This is a genomic window from Pseudoalteromonas sp. J2K-J031, from assembly GCF_058197095.2.
Genome location: NZ_CM200279.1, coordinates 725,755 through 742,437, shown reverse-complemented (window position 1 = coordinate 742,437; position 16,683 = coordinate 725,755). Strand labels below are relative to the sequence as shown.

Sequence of the window (16,683 nt, the reverse complement as noted above, 5' to 3'; positions counted from 1 at the left end):
AAATTCATTTACTAATTAGTAAACGACATACGCAATAAATTAATTTTTAACGATTATTTGGCACTCATCATCGCAAATGAAGTATCAAGCATGCGATGAGCAAAACCCCATTCGTTATCACACCAAACCAGTAACTTTACTAGACGTTTATGACTAACACGTGTTTGTGTACCATCAATAATACAAGAATGTGGATCATGATTAAAATCGACTGATACCAATGGCTCTTCGGTGTAATCTAAAATACCCGTCAACCGCCCACCCGCAGCCGCTTTAATCACTCGATTAATATCCGCTAAATCTACGTCGGTATTAAGAGTGACACTTAAATCCATTGCGGTGACATTAATAGTTGGGACTCGTACGGCAATCGCTTCAAAACGGCCATGAAATTTGGGTAAAATTCGCTCGATACCGCGAGCAAGTTTGGTATCAACAGGAATAATCGACTGACTTGCTGCGCGAGTACGGCGTAAATCGGGATGATATGCATCAATTACTTGCTGGTCATGCATTGAAGCGTGAATAGTAGTAATAGCACCAGACTCAATGCCAAAAGCATCATCAATTACTTTAATGACTGGCACGATACAATTTGTAGTACATGAACCATTCGATACAATCGTGTGCGAAGCTTGTAGCTCATCATCGTTAATGCCATAAACAATTGTGGCATCCATATCGGCATCGGCAGGTTGAGAAAAGAGTACTTTTTTGGCACCTGCAGCTAAATGAATTTGTGCGTGCTCTCGGGAATGATAAACACCGGTACATTCTAAAACCACATCCACATCAAGCTCAGCCCAAGGTAAATCAGCTGGTGATTCAAGGGCAAATAAAGCAATGCTATCGCCAGCAACATTTAAAGAATCGCCATCTAGCTGAACAGGAAATTTAAAACGACCGTGAGAGGTGTCGTATTTTAACAGGTGGGCAATTCCTTGCGGCTCGGCAAGTTCATTAATTGCGACGACTTTAAAGCGATCGTGTTGTTCGGACTCGTAAATAGCGCGTACGATATTACGACCGATGCGACCAAAACCATTTATTGCAAGTCTAATTGCCATCTAAAAAAGGGTTCCGCATGATAAAAGTAGCTAAAGCAGCAAAATCATTGTCCAAGTGCTAGTCAACACCCTAACAATAAACGACAACTTTAGATTTACAATTAATTAATGGCGCTATTGTAAACGACCCGCGCCATCTTCGATAGCGAAAATAATTAATTTTCAGATTAGAAAAACTAAGGCAATATAAATTAAGGATTCTTGGTTTATCTAAAATAAACTTTTGAATTTAAACACACCTAAAATCGATGCTTATTTCGCAATTTCATAGCTTATTTTTTGTTATAAAAAAGCCAGCAACTCGGCTGGCTTTGTAGGCTATTAAGCTATCACTTTTTAAGTTAGATTAAAAAAGTGCGATTGATTTTTCAACTATGTTTTCAACCGTAAAGCCAAAATGCTTGAATAATTCACCGGCAGGTGCAGACTCACCAAACGTTGTCATACCAATGACAGCGCCGTTTAAGCCAACATATTTGTACCAGTAATCAGCAATACCTGCTTCAATCGCGACACGGCGACTAACCGCTTTAGGCAATACAGATTCTTTGTATGCAGCATCTTGCGCTTCAAATACATCGGTTGATGGCATTGAAACTACGCGTACTTTTTTACCTTGCGCACGCAGTGCTGCTGCCGAATCTTGTGCCAGTTGCACTTCAGAACCCGTCGCAATTAAGATAATTTCTGGATTACCATCACATGACAATACATAGCCACCTTTAGCTACATTAGCTAATTGCTCAGCTGAGCGTGTTTGTTGCGCTAAATTTTGACGCGAGAAAATAAGTGTTGTTGGGCCATCCTTACGTTCAATAGCCGCTTTCCAAGCAACCGCAGATTCAACTTGGTCACATGGACGCCAGTTGTCTAAATTTGGTGTTAAACGCATGCTCGCAATTTGCTCTACAGGTTGATGGGTTGGACCATCTTCACCTAAACCAATCGAGTCATGGGTATAAACAAAAATAGCAGGTTGCTTCATTAACGCAGCCATACGCACAGCGTTACGTGCGTATTCCATAAACATAAGGAAAGTTGCGCCATAAGGAATAAATCCTTTATGTAAGGTGATGCCGTTCATAATGGCCGACATACCAAATTCACGCACACCGTAAAATACGTAATTTCCTGATGCATCATCAGCTGTGAGACCTTTAGAACCAGACCAAATCGTTAAATTTGAACCCGCTAAGTCCGCCGAACCACCCATAAACTCAGGCAGTAACGGCCCAAAGGCTTCTAAAGCATTTTGTGACGCTTTACGTGAGGCTATATTGGCTGGATTGGCTTGTAACTGCTCAATATAGGCTTTTGATTTCTCAGCCCAATCTGCTGGTAATTCGCTGTTATTACGACGAACAAATTCAGCAGCTAATTCTGGATATGCAGCTTTATAAGCGGCAAATTTTGAATTCCAGCTAGCTTCACTGTCAGCGCCTTTCACTTTGTTATCCCATGCATCATAAATATCAGCAGGAATATCAAATGGGCCATGCTCCCAGCCTAAGAATTCACGAGCCGCAGCAATTTCTGCATCGCCTAGTGGCGCACCGTGGCAATCATGGCTACCCGATTTATTCGGTGAACCAAAACCGATAATGGTTTTACAGCAAATAAGTGTTGGTTTTGTTGTTTGCGCACGGGCTTCATCAATAGCTGCACGCACCGCTTCGCTATTATGACCATCAACATTACGCACCACATGCCAGCCATATGCTTCAAAGCGCGCAGGCGTATCGTCAGTAAACCAGCCTTCAACTTCACCATCAATAGAAATACCGTTGTCATCCCAAAATGCAACCAGCTTACCTAAGCCTAATGTACCGGCTAATGAACAAGCTTCATGAGAAATACCTTCCATTAAACAACCATCACCTAAAAAGGTATATGTGTAATGATCAACAATATCATGGCCTTCACGATTAAATTGTGACGCTAATGCTTTTTCAGCAATCGCCATACCCACTGCATTTGTGATCCCTTGGCCAAGCGGGCCCGTAGTGGTCTCGATACCTGGGGCATAACCATATTCTGGATGACCAGGGGTTTTAGAATGCATTTGACGGAAATTTTTTAAATCGTCAATTGAAAGCTCATAACCACTTAAATGTAAAAGAGAATAAATTAGCATTGAACCGTGGCCGTTAGAGAGAATAAATCGATCTCTATCTACCCACTCTGGATTTGTTGGGCTGTGCTTTAGATAATCGCGCCATAGTACTTCTGCGATATCAGCCATGCCCATCGGGGCTCCAGGGTGGCCTGAGTTGGCCTTTTGTACTGCGTCCATTGATAAGACACGAATTGCGTTAGCAAGTTCTTTGCGAGACGGCATGAATTCTCCTACCTTTAAGTGTGTTTGCGCTGGTTGTAAGTCCCAATTAGTTTGGGTATGAAGCTATTCTTACTTATTAAACCAGTGGGAGCAATGAAAAAACCAGCAATAATAAGGCTTGTTTGTTACTTTCTAATAACAATATGGTCTGAATATTTTAATTTGGCCATCTAGGCGTAAAACAACTATGAAAAAAAGTCACTTTCATATAAAATACGCCCCTTGATTTTTTAAGCGCAATTTACCACCTACGTGGGCGCGATTTTTGTGAGTATTAATAAAATGGCAAGACATTTATTTACTTCTGAATCTGTATCTGAAGGTCATCCGGATAAAATCGCGGACCAGATTTCTGATGCGGTTCTAGATGCAATCTTAGAACAAGACCCTAAAGCACGCGTAGCCTGCGAAACATACGTAAAAACAGGTATGGTGATGGTAGGTGGCGAAATCACTACTAGTGCTTGGGTTGATATCGAAGAGTTAACACGTAAAACAGTACGTGAAATTGGTTACACGCATTCTGATATGGGTTTTGATGCCGACTCTTGTGCTATTTTAAATACTATCGGCAAGCAATCTCCTGATATTAACCAAGGTGTTGATCGTAAGAGCCCTGAAGAACAAGGCGCTGGCGATCAAGGTTTAATGTTTGGTTATGCATGTAATGAAACCGAAGTATTAATGCCTGCTCCTATTACATATTCTCATCGCTTAGTTCAACGTCAAGCGCAAGTTCGTAAAGACGGTACATTACCGTGGTTACGCCCTGACGCTAAATCACAAGTTACTTTTGCTTATGAAAATGGCAAACCAGTTGCAATTGATGCAGTTGTATTATCAACGCAGCACTGTGATTCGATTGCTCAAGCTGATTTAGTTGAAGCTGTGATGGAAACGATTATTAAGCCGGTACTACCTGCTGAATTAATCAGTAAAGCAACTAAGTTTTTTATTAACCCTACAGGTCGCTTTGTAATTGGTGGTCCTATGGGTGACTGTGGTTTAACTGGCCGTAAAATCATCGTAGATACATACGGTGGTATGGCACGTCACGGCGGTGGGGCTTTCTCTGGTAAAGATCCATCAAAAGTTGACCGTTCAGCAGCATATGCAGCACGTTATGTAGCTAAAAACATTGTTGCCGCGGGTCTTGCTGACAAATGTGAATTACAAGTGTCTTATGCGATTGGTGTGGCTGAGCCAACTTCTATCAGCGTTGAAACATTTGGCACAAGCAAACTTGATGAGTCACGTTTAATTGAACTAATCCGTGCGCATTTTGACTTACGCCCATACGGTTTAATTCAAATGCTTGATTTAGAACGCCCAATCTACTTGCCAACTGCAGCATACGGACACTTTGGTCGTGAAGAATTCCCGTGGGAAAAAACAGATAAAGCCGAAGCACTTCGTGCAGCAGCTGGTCTGTAATTAACTAATATTAACTTAGTTAAATAATAAAAAAGGCGCCTAGCGCCTTTTTTATTGCAACCGAGACCGTATATTAACAAACGTTTTCTGCGCACTTTTTAAAACCATTTTATTCACCAGCCAGCTAGGGGCGATGCCATTGGGATCAGCAAATGCGTGATATTCAATCTCAATAGTATTGTCCGACAAAGCTTTAACCTGCCAATGAGCGCGTACATCTTTAATACGGACTGTCTGATCCGACATGCGCTGATTTTGATACCCTTTAAGTAATTGATGCTGATCTGTAATATCAAAAGCAAAGCTGCCATCAGCTTGCGTATAATAATTAGAATAAGTCAGCATATCTCTATTTTTGAGCGGCCAAGGCGCCGAGAATTGAGTATAAACAATAAACTCGCGCTCACTTGGTTGAGCAAGCACTTCTACTTTTACCACTCGATCAATCCAAAGAGGTGCATTTTCGGTATCATGTAACAACGCAACAAACGCAGAAGGAGTCCCTGTAGAGACCATATGCGCTTTAATCTTTACTAAGCCTGATTCAGTTTCTTGTTGAAATAAATCAACCCCTTGCTTACTACTCACCCACTTCCAGTCAGTCTGTTCAGCTAAAGCAACAGAGCACATTACAGTGATGTAAAACGCTCCGATTACTTTAAGCACTTTAGTTAGCGCCAATACGGTATTTGCTTCAAAGTCACTTGACGACTCTGCTCCATCGCAGCAACTAAATTATCTGTTTTTTGTGTTAACCAAATTTTAATATTGGCTAATTCCTCATCAGATTGCTGTTCAGACAAGCGCTGTAAATAATTTAAAGTACTCAATTCATCAATCCCTTCAATGATATCGAACCAAGGGCTACGATATTCGTCACGTTTAGGTGATGAAAAAAGCGAGCCTAAACACGCGCCACTGAGCAAATTTCGTTGCAACGCTTGTTTGTGTGCTAAATAGTCCTCAGCACTGAGAGTATGCTCAAGGGGCATCAAGGTTTGCATTTCTCGCCAATCTTTTTCAAATAAATCAGCGGCAATATCGACAACTTTTAATTCTGCTGCTTGCACACTGTGTGCTGACCATGTATTACGCCATGATTTATCAACTAAAAAAGTAGTTAAGGATAAAATTAAATTATTGTATCGAGGTGATTGAAATATGGCTTTAATTGAGCGAATACGAGGGCGATTTTCACGAATCTCGTCAATCACAGCGCTTAAGCTTGGCGCTTTGCTTATTTTTTTATAATACGCATGCTTTTTAGAGGTAAAAGTCTTTATTTGTATCGCACCTTCTACCCACGAAAAAGTCTGCGCGAGCCATTTTAACTCTTGGCGTAAATGCTCTGTAGTCGACTTATCGACTATCGCTTCGAATAAACACAAGGTATGGCGGATAAGCGCTACGCCATCCATCATTAACTTAAGCGTTTTAAATTTTGCGTCTTCGAAATAACATTGCTCATGCTTTTGCACAAAACGAATACCATAATTTAAACAAGCGATTAAGGCTTGCTCTTGCGTCATTTCATCAGATAAAGGAACGTAATTGATGTAATTATCGGCTTTTAATGGCTTATGATCAGCCAACATATACCCACGCGCCGCTTTGCTATACAAACCTAATCGCACTTCAGAGCAAGCAATTAACTGTTTAGCTAGGGCAAAAATATCACTGCGATGGCCTTTTTTAAGCTCCATCTCAACTTCACAGATCCCGACATACTGGCTACTTGCACTCACTTGCCCTTTATCTACTACAACCTCAATCTCTGAGCCATTTTCAGTTTCAACTAACCAAGTGCGGCGAATAAAGTTAGTACTAAAAATAGGATAGAGACTTTGATTAATCGCACTTATTTGCATGCCATGAGGCCAAATATTAGCAGGAAAAGCCTCAAGATCTGGGCGGTTTCCGCTAAGAGCAACATTGTATTCAGGACGTTGATGTAAGCCACCGACTACTTCACCGGCTAATTTTATCGTTTGCTCACATTCACCATCACAACAGCGAGTACGCAATCCTATATCAAGCGCGCGTAACTCACGGTTTGGAGTATCAAAATACGCATTAAGTAAATTACGTGCGGGGAAATTTGTTATTCTCTTACCAAACTGAGTAATAAGTCCCGGAATGTGGGCGATAACGGTATCTGAAACAAGGAATTTCAGTTCTATCTCTGTATCCATAGAGGTTAGATAGCTTTTAAGGTAATTAATTGAGCGTCCAAAATAAACCATCCCCCCCATTCAATGCAAATTTTTTACTTATTTTACCTATAAAGGAAGCTCTTTGATTGAGATGCTTGCTATTACTTGAGTAAATTCATACTATTTGTCGGCAAATAATCATAATTAATAATCAAAGGTTTGGGGATGTTTAAACAATTTTTACTCACCGCAGGGCTGCTCATCACCACAATGAGTATCAGTGCAGAAACGACTGAACAACCAACTCCCAATAACGATACTATCCAAACTGGCTATATCATCGATGATTTGTACATCTATATGCATGCGGGTGCAGGTAAAAACTTTAGAATTATCGGCTCTATCAATGCAGGTAGCCCACTTGAATTGATCACCGAGCAAGATGGCTACACCCAAGTAAAAGATGATAAAGGCCGAACTGGTTGGGTTGATCAACGTTTTGTGACTAAAAAAAGTGGTTTAACCATTGAAAATCAATTATTGAAAGATAAAGTCGCTGAACTAGAAAATAATTTACAACTTCAAAGCGAACAATTACCCGAGTTACAACAACAAAATTCAATGTTGAATGATGAAATTGCCCAATTGATTAAAAAGCTTTCAATTGCCAAGCAACAAAGTACACAACAAACAGCTATTGTTGCTAATAATACGGAAAAAGAGAAACAAGAACTGCTCATGTACGGCGCAGCTATTGGCTTTACTGGTTTATTATTTGGGATCATCATCACGTTAGTATTATCACGCCGTAAACGCTACGATGGTTGGGCCTAAGGAAATGATTTAATCCAAAAACATCGATTTCAGCTTTGATTTATAAATCACCACCCTGATACTGAATTAACAAAAAAAGCACCCTCAGGTGCTTTTTTGTTTTAAATAATGGGGATTAAATTATTAGACCACTGTCTTTTTTAACATTTTCAATAATCATATACGTGTAATTTGTTGCCACACCTGGAATGTCCACCAGCTTACCAAGCACTTCGCGGTATTCACTCATATCTGACACTCGAATTTTAAGCAAGTAATCAAATCCACCCGCCACCATATCGCACTCCGCAACTTGTGGAATAGACAAAACATGCTGTTTAAAATGCTTAAACACTGTTGTGGTTGATTTTTCTAAAGTAATCTGAACATGCGCCATTAAGCCTTGGTTGAGTTTTTCAGCATTTAGCATGGCGCGATAACCATCAATGAAGCCATCTTTCTCAAGGCGCTTTACCCTGTCAAGACAAGGACTTGGGCTCAAATTGACTTCTTTGGCTAAATTAACATTCGATAATCTACCGTTTTGTTGCAAAGCATCTAGAATTGCTAAATCAATTCTATCGAGTTGGCGATTTGGTTTAGTTTGGCTCATGGCAGTATTTTATGCGGTTTAACCCCTGTTTGTGCTCGCTAATTTACGGTATTTAGCCAAAATTAACCAGCATATTCTGCTGTATATTATATAGAATGCTGCTCTATTTTGTTTGGCTCCATCTTGTTTGGCTCCATTTTGTTTTGAGGGTTTGCAATGCTTTACAATGACGATTTAACAACACAGTGTCCTATCAGACAAAAAATCCGTGATTTTTATCGTATCGATGAAAACGAAGTGATTGATTACATCTTACCTTTAGCTGAAGTTGGTGTAACAGCCCGTAGCCGCGCATGGGAACGTGCCCGTCAAATCGTGGTGAATATCCGTGAAGATCAAGCAGGTCAAGGCGGTGTGGACGCATTATTAAACGAGTTTTCACTTTCTTCTGAAGAAGGTGTTGTTTTAATGTGTTTAGCCGAAGCATTACTTCGCGTACCAGATAAAGAAACTCAAGAAAGTTTAATTCGCGACAAACTTGCTCACGGTGATTGGAGCTCGCATTTAGGTAATAGTGAATCAATCTTTGTAAATGCATCAAGTTGGGGCTTATTATTCACTGGTAAAATGGTGAATTACTCTGATAAAAATAAAGACGAACAATTTGGTATTTTGAAAAAAACCCTAGGCCGTCTTGGCGAGCCTGTGATCCGTAAATCTGTACAATTTGCCATGAAAATCATGGGTAAGCAGTTTGTAATGGGTCGAACTATCGATGAAGCAATTGAACGCGCGATCGATAAAGAAGAAAAAGGTTACGTCTATTCATACGACATGCTGGGCGAAGGTGCGCGCACCATGGCTGATGCAGATCGTTACTATCAAAGCTATATCAATGCGATCCATGCCATTGGTAAAGCAGCAAATGGCCGTGGCCCAATTAAAAGCCCTGGCATTTCAGTAAAATTATCAGCCATTCATCCACGTTATGAGTTCACTCATAAAGAACGCGTAATGAATGAACTTGTGCCAAAACTAAAAGCACTTGCTCTTGCTGCAAAAGATTACGACATCGGTTTTACTGTTGATGCTGAAGAAGCAGAACGTTTAGATATATCACTTGATGTTATCGAAGCAGTATTTTCAGACCCTGCACTTGGCAACTGGAACGGCTTTGGTTTAGCGGTTCAGGCCTATCAAAAGCGTGCTACTTTCGTAATCGAATGGTTAATCGACCTTGCACACCGTGTTGGTCGTAAAATGATGGTTCGTTTAGTAAAAGGTGCTTATTGGGATAGCGAAATTAAAAACACCCAAAAAGAAGGCCTTGATCACTTCCCTGTGTTTACTCGTAAAGCAACTACAGACGTATCATACAAAGCGTGTGCGATTAAATTAATGGCGGCACGTGATGTTATTTTCCCACAATTTGCGACTCACAATGCGTACACCGCGGCCACTATTTTAGAAGTTGCACAAGGTGACAGCCAAGGTTTTGAATTCCAACGCTTACACGGCATGGGTGAATCACTTTACGACCAAATCGTAACGCAAGATGAAGTGCAGTGCCGAGTTTATGCACCTGTTGGTCAACATGAAGATTTACTAGCATATTTAGTACGTCGTTTACTTGAAAATGGTGCTAACTCATCATTTGTAAATGCAATTGTTGATGACAGCAAACCAGTTGAATCTCTATTGCCAGATCCAGTAGAAACACTGCAAGGGCTCAGCAATAAATACAACTCGCAAATCACGTTACCACTTGATATTTTTGGTGCCGAGCGCGCCAATTCTAAAGGGTTAGATTTAACTGACATCAACCACATCACGCCATTTAAAGCCAATTTAGACAAGTGGCTTGCTGATAATTTAATTAGCGAAGCACAATTGCCTGAAGGTGCACAAGCGGTTAAAAACCCTGCAAACCATAATGAAATCATTGGCCATATTTCATTGCAAAATGAAGAGCAAATGCGTCAACTGATTGAAAAATCAGAATCAGCCTTAACTAGCTGGTCAACGACTAGCGTCAAAGATCGTGCTGATATTCTTCGTAAAACAGCCGATATTTTAGAGCGCCATCGTGATGAACTGATTGCGTTATGTATCAAAGAAGCCGGTAAAATTGCCAAAGACGGCGTTGATGAAGTACGCGAAGCAGTTGATTTTTGTCGCTACTATGCTGCACGCGCCGAAGAGCTTGCTAAAGATGAGCGCTTTGAAGCCCGTGGTGTGATTTTATGTATCAGCCCATGGAACTTCCCTCTTGCCATTTTCTTAGGCCAAGTTGCTGCGGCGATTGTGACAGGTAATACCGTTATCGCAAAACCTGCAGAGCAAACAAGCTTAATCGCTTTACGTGCTATCGAACTAATGCAAACTGTTGGTTTACCAAAAGATGTAGTTCAAGCCGTTATTGCTCGTGGTTCAGAAGTAGGCAAGGTTATTGTGCCAGACCCACGCATTCAAGCTGTCATGTTCACTGGTTCAACAGAAACAGGCACACGCATTTCACAAACGTTAGCGCAACGTGAAGACATCCAAGTACCATTGATTGCCGAAACGGGCGGTCAAAACTGTATGATTGTTGATTCAACCGCATTACCTGAGCAAGTAGTAGACGATGTTGTATCATCAGGCTTCCAAAGTGCCGGTCAACGCTGTTCTGCACTGCGTGTATTATTTATTCAAGATGATATTGCCGATAAAGTTATTCGCATGATCAAAGGCGCAATGGCTGAACTACACCTTGGCGATCCTGCGTTGTTATCAACCGATATCGGCCCAGTAATCGACCAAAAAGCATTAAACGCCTTAAATGAACACGTTGAATACTTAAAAGGTCGCTCAACTTTACATTACCAATGTGAATTACCACAGATGGGCGACACGGGTCATTATTTCTTTGCCCCTCGTTTATACGAGATCAGCGACTTATCCGTGCTGAAAAAAGAAGTATTTGGTCCGTGTGTTCATGTTATTCGCTTTAAAGCCGACCAACTTGATAACGTGATTGACCAAGTTAATGCGACTGGCTTTGGTTTAACCATGGGCATTCATACACGTATTGAAGCGCGCGCTGAATACTTAGCCAAAATGTCACGTGCCGGTAACGTCTACATCAATCGTAATATGATTGGTGCCGTTGTTGGTGTACAACCTTTTGGTGGCCGAGGTTTATCTGGTACAGGTCCAAAAGCTGGTGGTCCAAACTATTTAACCCGTTTAGTGAAAGAAAAAGCATCACCAACTAACGTACAAATGACAAACTTAAGTGCTGATGAGCTTGAAACGCATAACTTCCCAGGTGCAGCAGAGCAAGTTAATCAATTGATGGCGAAATCGTTACGCGATGAAAAAATTTGGCGTAAAACACCGCTAAACGATCGTATTTCGGTGGTACGTCAATTGTTAGCTAAAGTAGCAACGGTTGATATCGTGAATGAATTAGCTGATGACTTAGCATTAACGCTATCTGATGCGCGCTCACAGTTAAACCGTGTTGAAAAACGCATGAAAAAAGCGATTGTACTTCCTGGACCAACAGGCGAGTCAAATATCCTTTATTTAGAGCCGCGCGGTTGTGTAGTGTGTTATGCAGATAAAAGCACCTCGTTTAACTTCTGGGTTCTTTCTATTATCACAGCTCTAGCTGCAGGTAATACGGTTATCACAGTAGCATCTGAGCTGTTTTATGACGAAGCACAAGCCTTTAGAGATAAGTTTATTTCAACAGGTGTGGCTGAGGGTGTATTCCAAGTTGCAAAACCAAACCAGTTACAAGCTATTTTGGCTCATACCCATTTAGCAGGTGCTGTAGTTGCAGCGCGTTCATCACGTTTAGGCTACTTTAGTAAGCAGTTAGCTGCGCGTAGTGGTGCTATTTTACCAGTGATCAGCAGTGAATATTACGATACCTTAATTTCTCGTTTAATTACCGAGAAAACCATTAGCATCGATACCACAGCATCAGGCGGTAATACATCGCTAATGACGCTTGCGGTTGATGACGACCAATAAGCATTCATGTTTATTTATAAGTAAACTCATAAAGGGCATCACTGATGCCCTTTTTACTTTTTTATGTGCCACCGGCTAGGTTTATCGCTTTTTTGTTGCTAGTTTTAAAGCATACACCTTTCACAATGTTGTCATGTAATGCTAAAAAAAATCCCAGTCTCAGAGCTTACCCCAGGAATGTACGTTAATGGCGTAACCAAGCAACATGGTTCATTCAAAATTAAAAATCAAGGGGTAGTAAGAACTCAAGCTGCGATCGACAAGCTCATTAAAGCTGGTATTTTAGAGATTGAAATTGATCCCGATAAAGCCCTTATCAAACCAGATACCCCTTCAGAAAAAGCACCCGATAGCCATACAACAATTAAATCCACTTACGATCCAACAGCCATTACAGCGGCATTTGATGATGAAATAAATAAAGCCGAAAAACTCTATACCGAAGCTAAATCACTCCAACAACAAGCATTCGATAGCATTAAAGCCAACCGTAAAATAGAAATCGGCCCGTTTGAAGACGTAGCACAAGGATTTATTGATTCAATTTTTCGTAACCAAGATGCACTTGCTTGCATGACCCGTATTCGCGAAAAAGATGCCTATTTATTAGAGCACTCGATTAATGTATCCGTTTTAATGACCATTTTTGCAAAGCACCTGCTGCTTGAGCCTGAGGTCATTCATCAACTTGCAACCGGCGCATTGCTGCATGATATTGGCAAAATAAAAATCCAAGACGAGGTACTAAACAAGCCCGGAAAATTCACAGACGATGAATTTAAGCAAATGAGAAATCATGCGTTATATAGTAAGGAAATATTAGAAGAGGCAGGGCTTTCTGGACTTGCGGTCGATATTGCAGCCTACCACCATGAACGGCTTGATGGTAAAGGCTATCCTTTTGGCTTAAGCGGTGACGCCATTGCACAGCATGTTCGCATGATAACCATTGTTGATGTATATGATGCCCTCACTGCAAAACGGGTTTACAAAGAGGGCATGAATCCCATTCAGGCCTTTAAAATAATGAAAGATGATTGCCCTGCTTGCTTTGATACTGAGCTTGTAAATCAATTTATTAAATGTATTGGTATCTACCCTGTTGGCACCTTAGTAAAACTCAAAAGCCAAAAGCTAGGTATAGTCACTCGCAGTAATTTTCAAAACCCGCTACAACCTTGGGTTAAAGTATTCTACAGCGCCAAACATCAACATCATACAGAAGTAAAAGATCTTAATTTGGCAGATAAATATGCCTCAGATGAGTTAGAATCTGGCATCAAACCAGAAGAGTTTGGTATTGATTTAATGAGGTTTTTTAAAAACTCGATTTTAAGTTAATTTTTACGGTAAGTTATGAGTCAGTTACAACGCATTTCAATTACAAAACTAACAGTTGGTTGCTATGTTGAGGGTGTCAGCAAGCAGATAGGTAATGTACGTTTAGCGCAAACAGGTTGGGTGCGAAATCAAAAATCGATTGATGATTTGAAAAAAAAAGGGGTAATTGAAGTTATCATTGATTGCTCTAAAGAAATCCAAAGTACTGAAGCAGAACCTCTCGCAGAAAAAGATGACCAACCCACAATAACAACAAAAATAATTAGTTTTAACAGTGAGTTCGAGCAAGCACATCAACTTTTTACTCAACTAGAAAAAGCCATGTTAGATATCGAGCAACGTGTTATCTCTTTTCAACCTATCAATATTTGGCAACTAGAACAGCTAATTCCCCCAATCTTAGATTCAGTCAAGCGAAATCCAGGGTGTTTATTGTGCATCACTAAAATAAAAACAACACCCAATAGCATTATAGGCCACAGCATGCGGGTGGCAATCCTCATTGCAACCACCCACCATTTAGTGACACAAAAACACGATGATATTATCTGTTTAATTCTCTGTGCCCTGTTACATGACCTAGGGAAATACAAACTTTCAGAGCAATTTAAAAAACAAGATCATCTACTTAACAGCTATTTAAGATTACAACGTCATAAATATTGCCAATTAACCCTGCAAATATTATCAAATAGCGGAGGAGCACCAGATGACACGCTGCAACTGTGCCAATATCAGTTAGCTAATCTAACGACCGACTCATTAACGCAGATAGAGCTACCCGCTGCACTGCATAAAATGTTAGAGCTTTTTTTCATTTGCGATACTTTTGATAGCTTAACATCGGGCTTTGAAGGTGAAAAAAGCATTTCGAGTAAAGGATGTTATCAGTACCTAATTAAAAAATCGCCGCAACAATTTAACAATACACTCATAAAACGCGTTATTAAACAGCTTGGAATTTACCCAGCAGGATTTTTGGTACAACTTGAGTCAGGAAAACTGGGGTATATCAAAGGTTTTAAAGATAACAGTACATCAACGCCACTGATCCATTGCTTTTACAATGTAAAATCAAAGCGTTGCATTAACATTCATGAAGTCGTACTCACTGCAGATTTAAGTGATGATAAAATTGCAGCAAACGTCCAAGCATCGCAGTTTAACCTTGATTTGGCCTCACATTTATCATCACTCTAGCCTCTGTTATTCTCGCCAATCTTGTAGCGCGCTTAAGCTAAACTTATAACCAGCCATACTCAGCACCGTTTGTTCTGGCGCTATTTCTAATACCGTTATTCCCGATAACGCATCACCTTCGTATAAAGAGCGGTTATTGAGTTTAATCCAACGTTTTTTTACGTCTGTTGCGTAAATATGTGCCTGATATCGAATAGGTGGGATTTGCTGGGCAATCACATCTGGTAATAACTCAATCGGTTGCACGAGCGAAGACGACTGACTCCCTTGAGTGACTTCATATTCTATGAGTGTCTCGGTTTGCGCAACCGCTTTGGCAAAGGCAGCTTTTAATTCATCGGGGACAGCATTGAGAGCAGCATCTTGCTCTTTTTGAGCGGTTAAATCTAATGGCTTACCCACTACTTTATATTGGCTGTAATCAATTTCATCAGCAGCGCTTGAGTCATGTTGAGTTTCAAACGTGTTTGCTAATTTAGGCTCATCATGCGTTTTTTCCACAATCATTTTACTTTCAATGCTCGGTGCAGCAACAACCGGATTTACTGGGCTAGATTCAATTTGCACAGGCGGTAAATTAGCTTTTTCTTGCGCCAACTTCAGCGCGCTTTGGTCATATTGATAACTTTGGTACCACTTACCACTCAAAAACCCCACGATCAACGCCAAAACAAGCGCTAAAACTAATACTAGACGTCGATAAAATTTTAACGACTGTTGCTCAGAGTAATGTAATTGCGCCGCCATGCCTACATTGGCCGATGCCGCACCATTTTGTTGATTCTCTTGCTTTAATGCATCTAATAAATACGACATAACAACCTTTTAATTAAAAAACATACGATAAGGCAAAACCACTTAAAAGCATTGCTGCACCTGCAAGCCACCAAAGCCATTGAGTACCACTGCATGATACTGTTTGATCTGTTACTTGATCAGGCAACACCTCTGCTGCAGCCTTTTTAACAACGGCTTTAGTCACTAATGGATATTGATTAGAAAACGCCCCCATCAGCGCCCGATCACATAACAAATTGATTAATCTTGGGATCCCAGCGGTTAATTGATGAATTAACTTAATCGAGCCTATTTCAAATAACTGAGTTTGGCCACCGGCTTTAAAAATACGATGCTGGATATAAGCAAACACTTGCGACTCATTTAATGGCAGCAAATGATAACGCGCAGTAATGCGCTGTGCTAGTTGCCGTAAGTCATTGCGTTTTAATAGCTGTTGCAATTCTGGTTGGCCCACCAAAATTATTTGCAACAATTTTTTGGTATTCGTTTCTAAATTCGTCAACAATCGTAACTGCTCTAATACTGCCGCTGATAGATGCTGCGCTTCATCAATAATCAACAAAGTATGGCCATTTGCTTGATGATTTTTCAGCAGGTGCTTTTTTATTTTATCGGTTAAATCTTTTAAACTTGTTTCTGATTTTTTATAACGAATATTCAATTCATCACAAATACTCGCCAACAACTCAAGTTCATTTAGAGCTGGGTTTAAAATAAAAGCAACTTGTGTTGAATCTGATAGTTGCTCTAGCATACAACGAGTCACAGTTGTTTTCCCGGTGCCAACTTCTCCCGTTAATAATACAAATCCACCTGCATCACCAAGACCAAATGTTAAATGAGCCAGCGCCTCTTTATGGCGCTCGCTTAAAAACAAATACTCGGGGTTAGGCGCTATTGAAAACGGCTTTTCGCTTAATCCAAAATAGCTTAAATACACCTAAACTGTTCCTGTGTCAC

Annotated in this window: 12 protein-coding genes; 5 read left to right on the top strand and 7 right to left on the bottom strand. The window is 40.5% G+C overall.

Annotated elements, in window-relative coordinates:
- Window positions 1-53 precede the first annotated feature (53 nt).
- Complete coding sequence (epd, locus tag AC3KZC_RS03385) at window positions 54-1,067, bottom strand: erythrose-4-phosphate dehydrogenase (protein ID WP_490579158.1); 1,014 nt, start codon at window positions 1,065-1,067, stop codon at window positions 54-56.
- 346 nt (window positions 1,068-1,413) lie between these two features.
- The gene (gene tkt / locus AC3KZC_RS03380; RefSeq protein WP_490579159.1) at window positions 1,414-3,405 is read right to left on the bottom strand and encodes a transketolase; all 1,992 of its coding nucleotides are present in this window, start codon (window positions 3,403-3,405) and stop codon (window positions 1,414-1,416) included.
- A gap of 282 nt (window positions 3,406-3,687) precedes the next feature.
- Between tkt and metK the strand changes: the two genes are divergently transcribed.
- Window positions 3,688-4,839, top strand: a complete 1,152-nt coding sequence (gene metK, locus AC3KZC_RS03375) for a methionine adenosyltransferase (RefSeq protein WP_490579173.1) — start codon at window positions 3,688-3,690, stop codon at window positions 4,837-4,839.
- Window positions 4,840-4,890: 51 nt separating this feature from the next.
- Here the strand turns inward: metK and AC3KZC_RS03370 are convergent, their stop codons facing one another.
- Window positions 4,891-5,505, bottom strand: coding sequence for an START domain-containing protein (locus AC3KZC_RS03370; protein WP_490579160.1), 615 nt, complete (start codon window positions 5,503-5,505; stop codon window positions 4,891-4,893).
- A 5-nt stretch (window positions 5,506-5,510) separates the two neighbouring features.
- On the bottom strand, window positions 5,511-7,031 hold the full coding sequence (locus tag AC3KZC_RS03365; protein WP_490579161.1) for a CYTH and CHAD domain-containing protein: 1,521 nt from the start codon (window positions 7,029-7,031) through the stop codon (window positions 5,511-5,513).
- 186 nt (window positions 7,032-7,217) lie between these two features.
- Here AC3KZC_RS03365 and AC3KZC_RS03360 point away from each other — a divergent pair, with 186 nt between their 5' ends.
- On the top strand, window positions 7,218-7,826 hold the full coding sequence (locus AC3KZC_RS03360) for a TIGR04211 family SH3 domain-containing protein (protein ID WP_490579162.1): 609 nt from the start codon (window positions 7,218-7,220) through the stop codon (window positions 7,824-7,826).
- A gap of 115 nt (window positions 7,827-7,941) precedes the next feature.
- On the opposite strand, the gene AC3KZC_RS03355 is transcribed toward AC3KZC_RS03360, so the two are convergent.
- Window positions 7,942-8,418 carry an Lrp/AsnC ligand binding domain-containing protein gene (locus AC3KZC_RS03355; RefSeq protein ID WP_490579163.1) on the bottom strand — a complete coding sequence of 159 codons (477 nt, stop codon included), beginning with the start codon at window positions 8,416-8,418 and terminating at the stop codon, window positions 7,942-7,944.
- Window positions 8,419-8,574: 156 nt separating this feature from the next.
- Between AC3KZC_RS03355 and putA the strand changes: the two genes are divergently transcribed.
- The 3 genes from putA (at window position 8,575) to AC3KZC_RS03340 (ending at window position 14,922) form a co-directional block, all read left to right on the top strand.
- Window positions 8,575-12,381, top strand: a complete 3,807-nt coding sequence (putA, locus tag AC3KZC_RS03350) for a bifunctional proline dehydrogenase/L-glutamate gamma-semialdehyde dehydrogenase PutA (RefSeq protein WP_490579164.1) — start codon at window positions 8,575-8,577, stop codon at window positions 12,379-12,381.
- Between the two features lie 138 nt (window positions 12,382-12,519).
- Window positions 12,520-13,722 (top strand): cyclic di-GMP phosphodiesterase, encoded by a 1,203-nt coding sequence (locus tag AC3KZC_RS03345; protein WP_490579165.1) that lies wholly within the window; start codon window positions 12,520-12,522, stop codon window positions 13,720-13,722.
- A gap of 15 nt (window positions 13,723-13,737) precedes the next feature.
- Window positions 13,738-14,922: a DUF3391 domain-containing protein gene (locus AC3KZC_RS03340; protein WP_490579166.1), complete on the top strand. Its 1,185-nt coding sequence runs from the start codon at window positions 13,738-13,740 to the stop codon at window positions 14,920-14,922.
- A gap of 6 nt (window positions 14,923-14,928) precedes the next feature.
- On the opposite strand, the gene AC3KZC_RS03335 is transcribed toward AC3KZC_RS03340, so the two are convergent.
- A complete protein-coding gene (locus AC3KZC_RS03335; protein WP_490579167.1) occupies window positions 14,929-15,738 on the bottom strand; it encodes a general secretion pathway protein GspB in 810 nt (269 codons plus the stop codon).
- 13 nt (window positions 15,739-15,751) lie between these two features.
- On the bottom strand, window positions 15,752-16,663 hold the full coding sequence (locus AC3KZC_RS03330) for an ExeA family protein (protein ID WP_490579168.1): 912 nt from the start codon (window positions 16,661-16,663) through the stop codon (window positions 15,752-15,754).
- Between the last annotated feature and the right edge of the window lie 20 nt (window positions 16,664-16,683).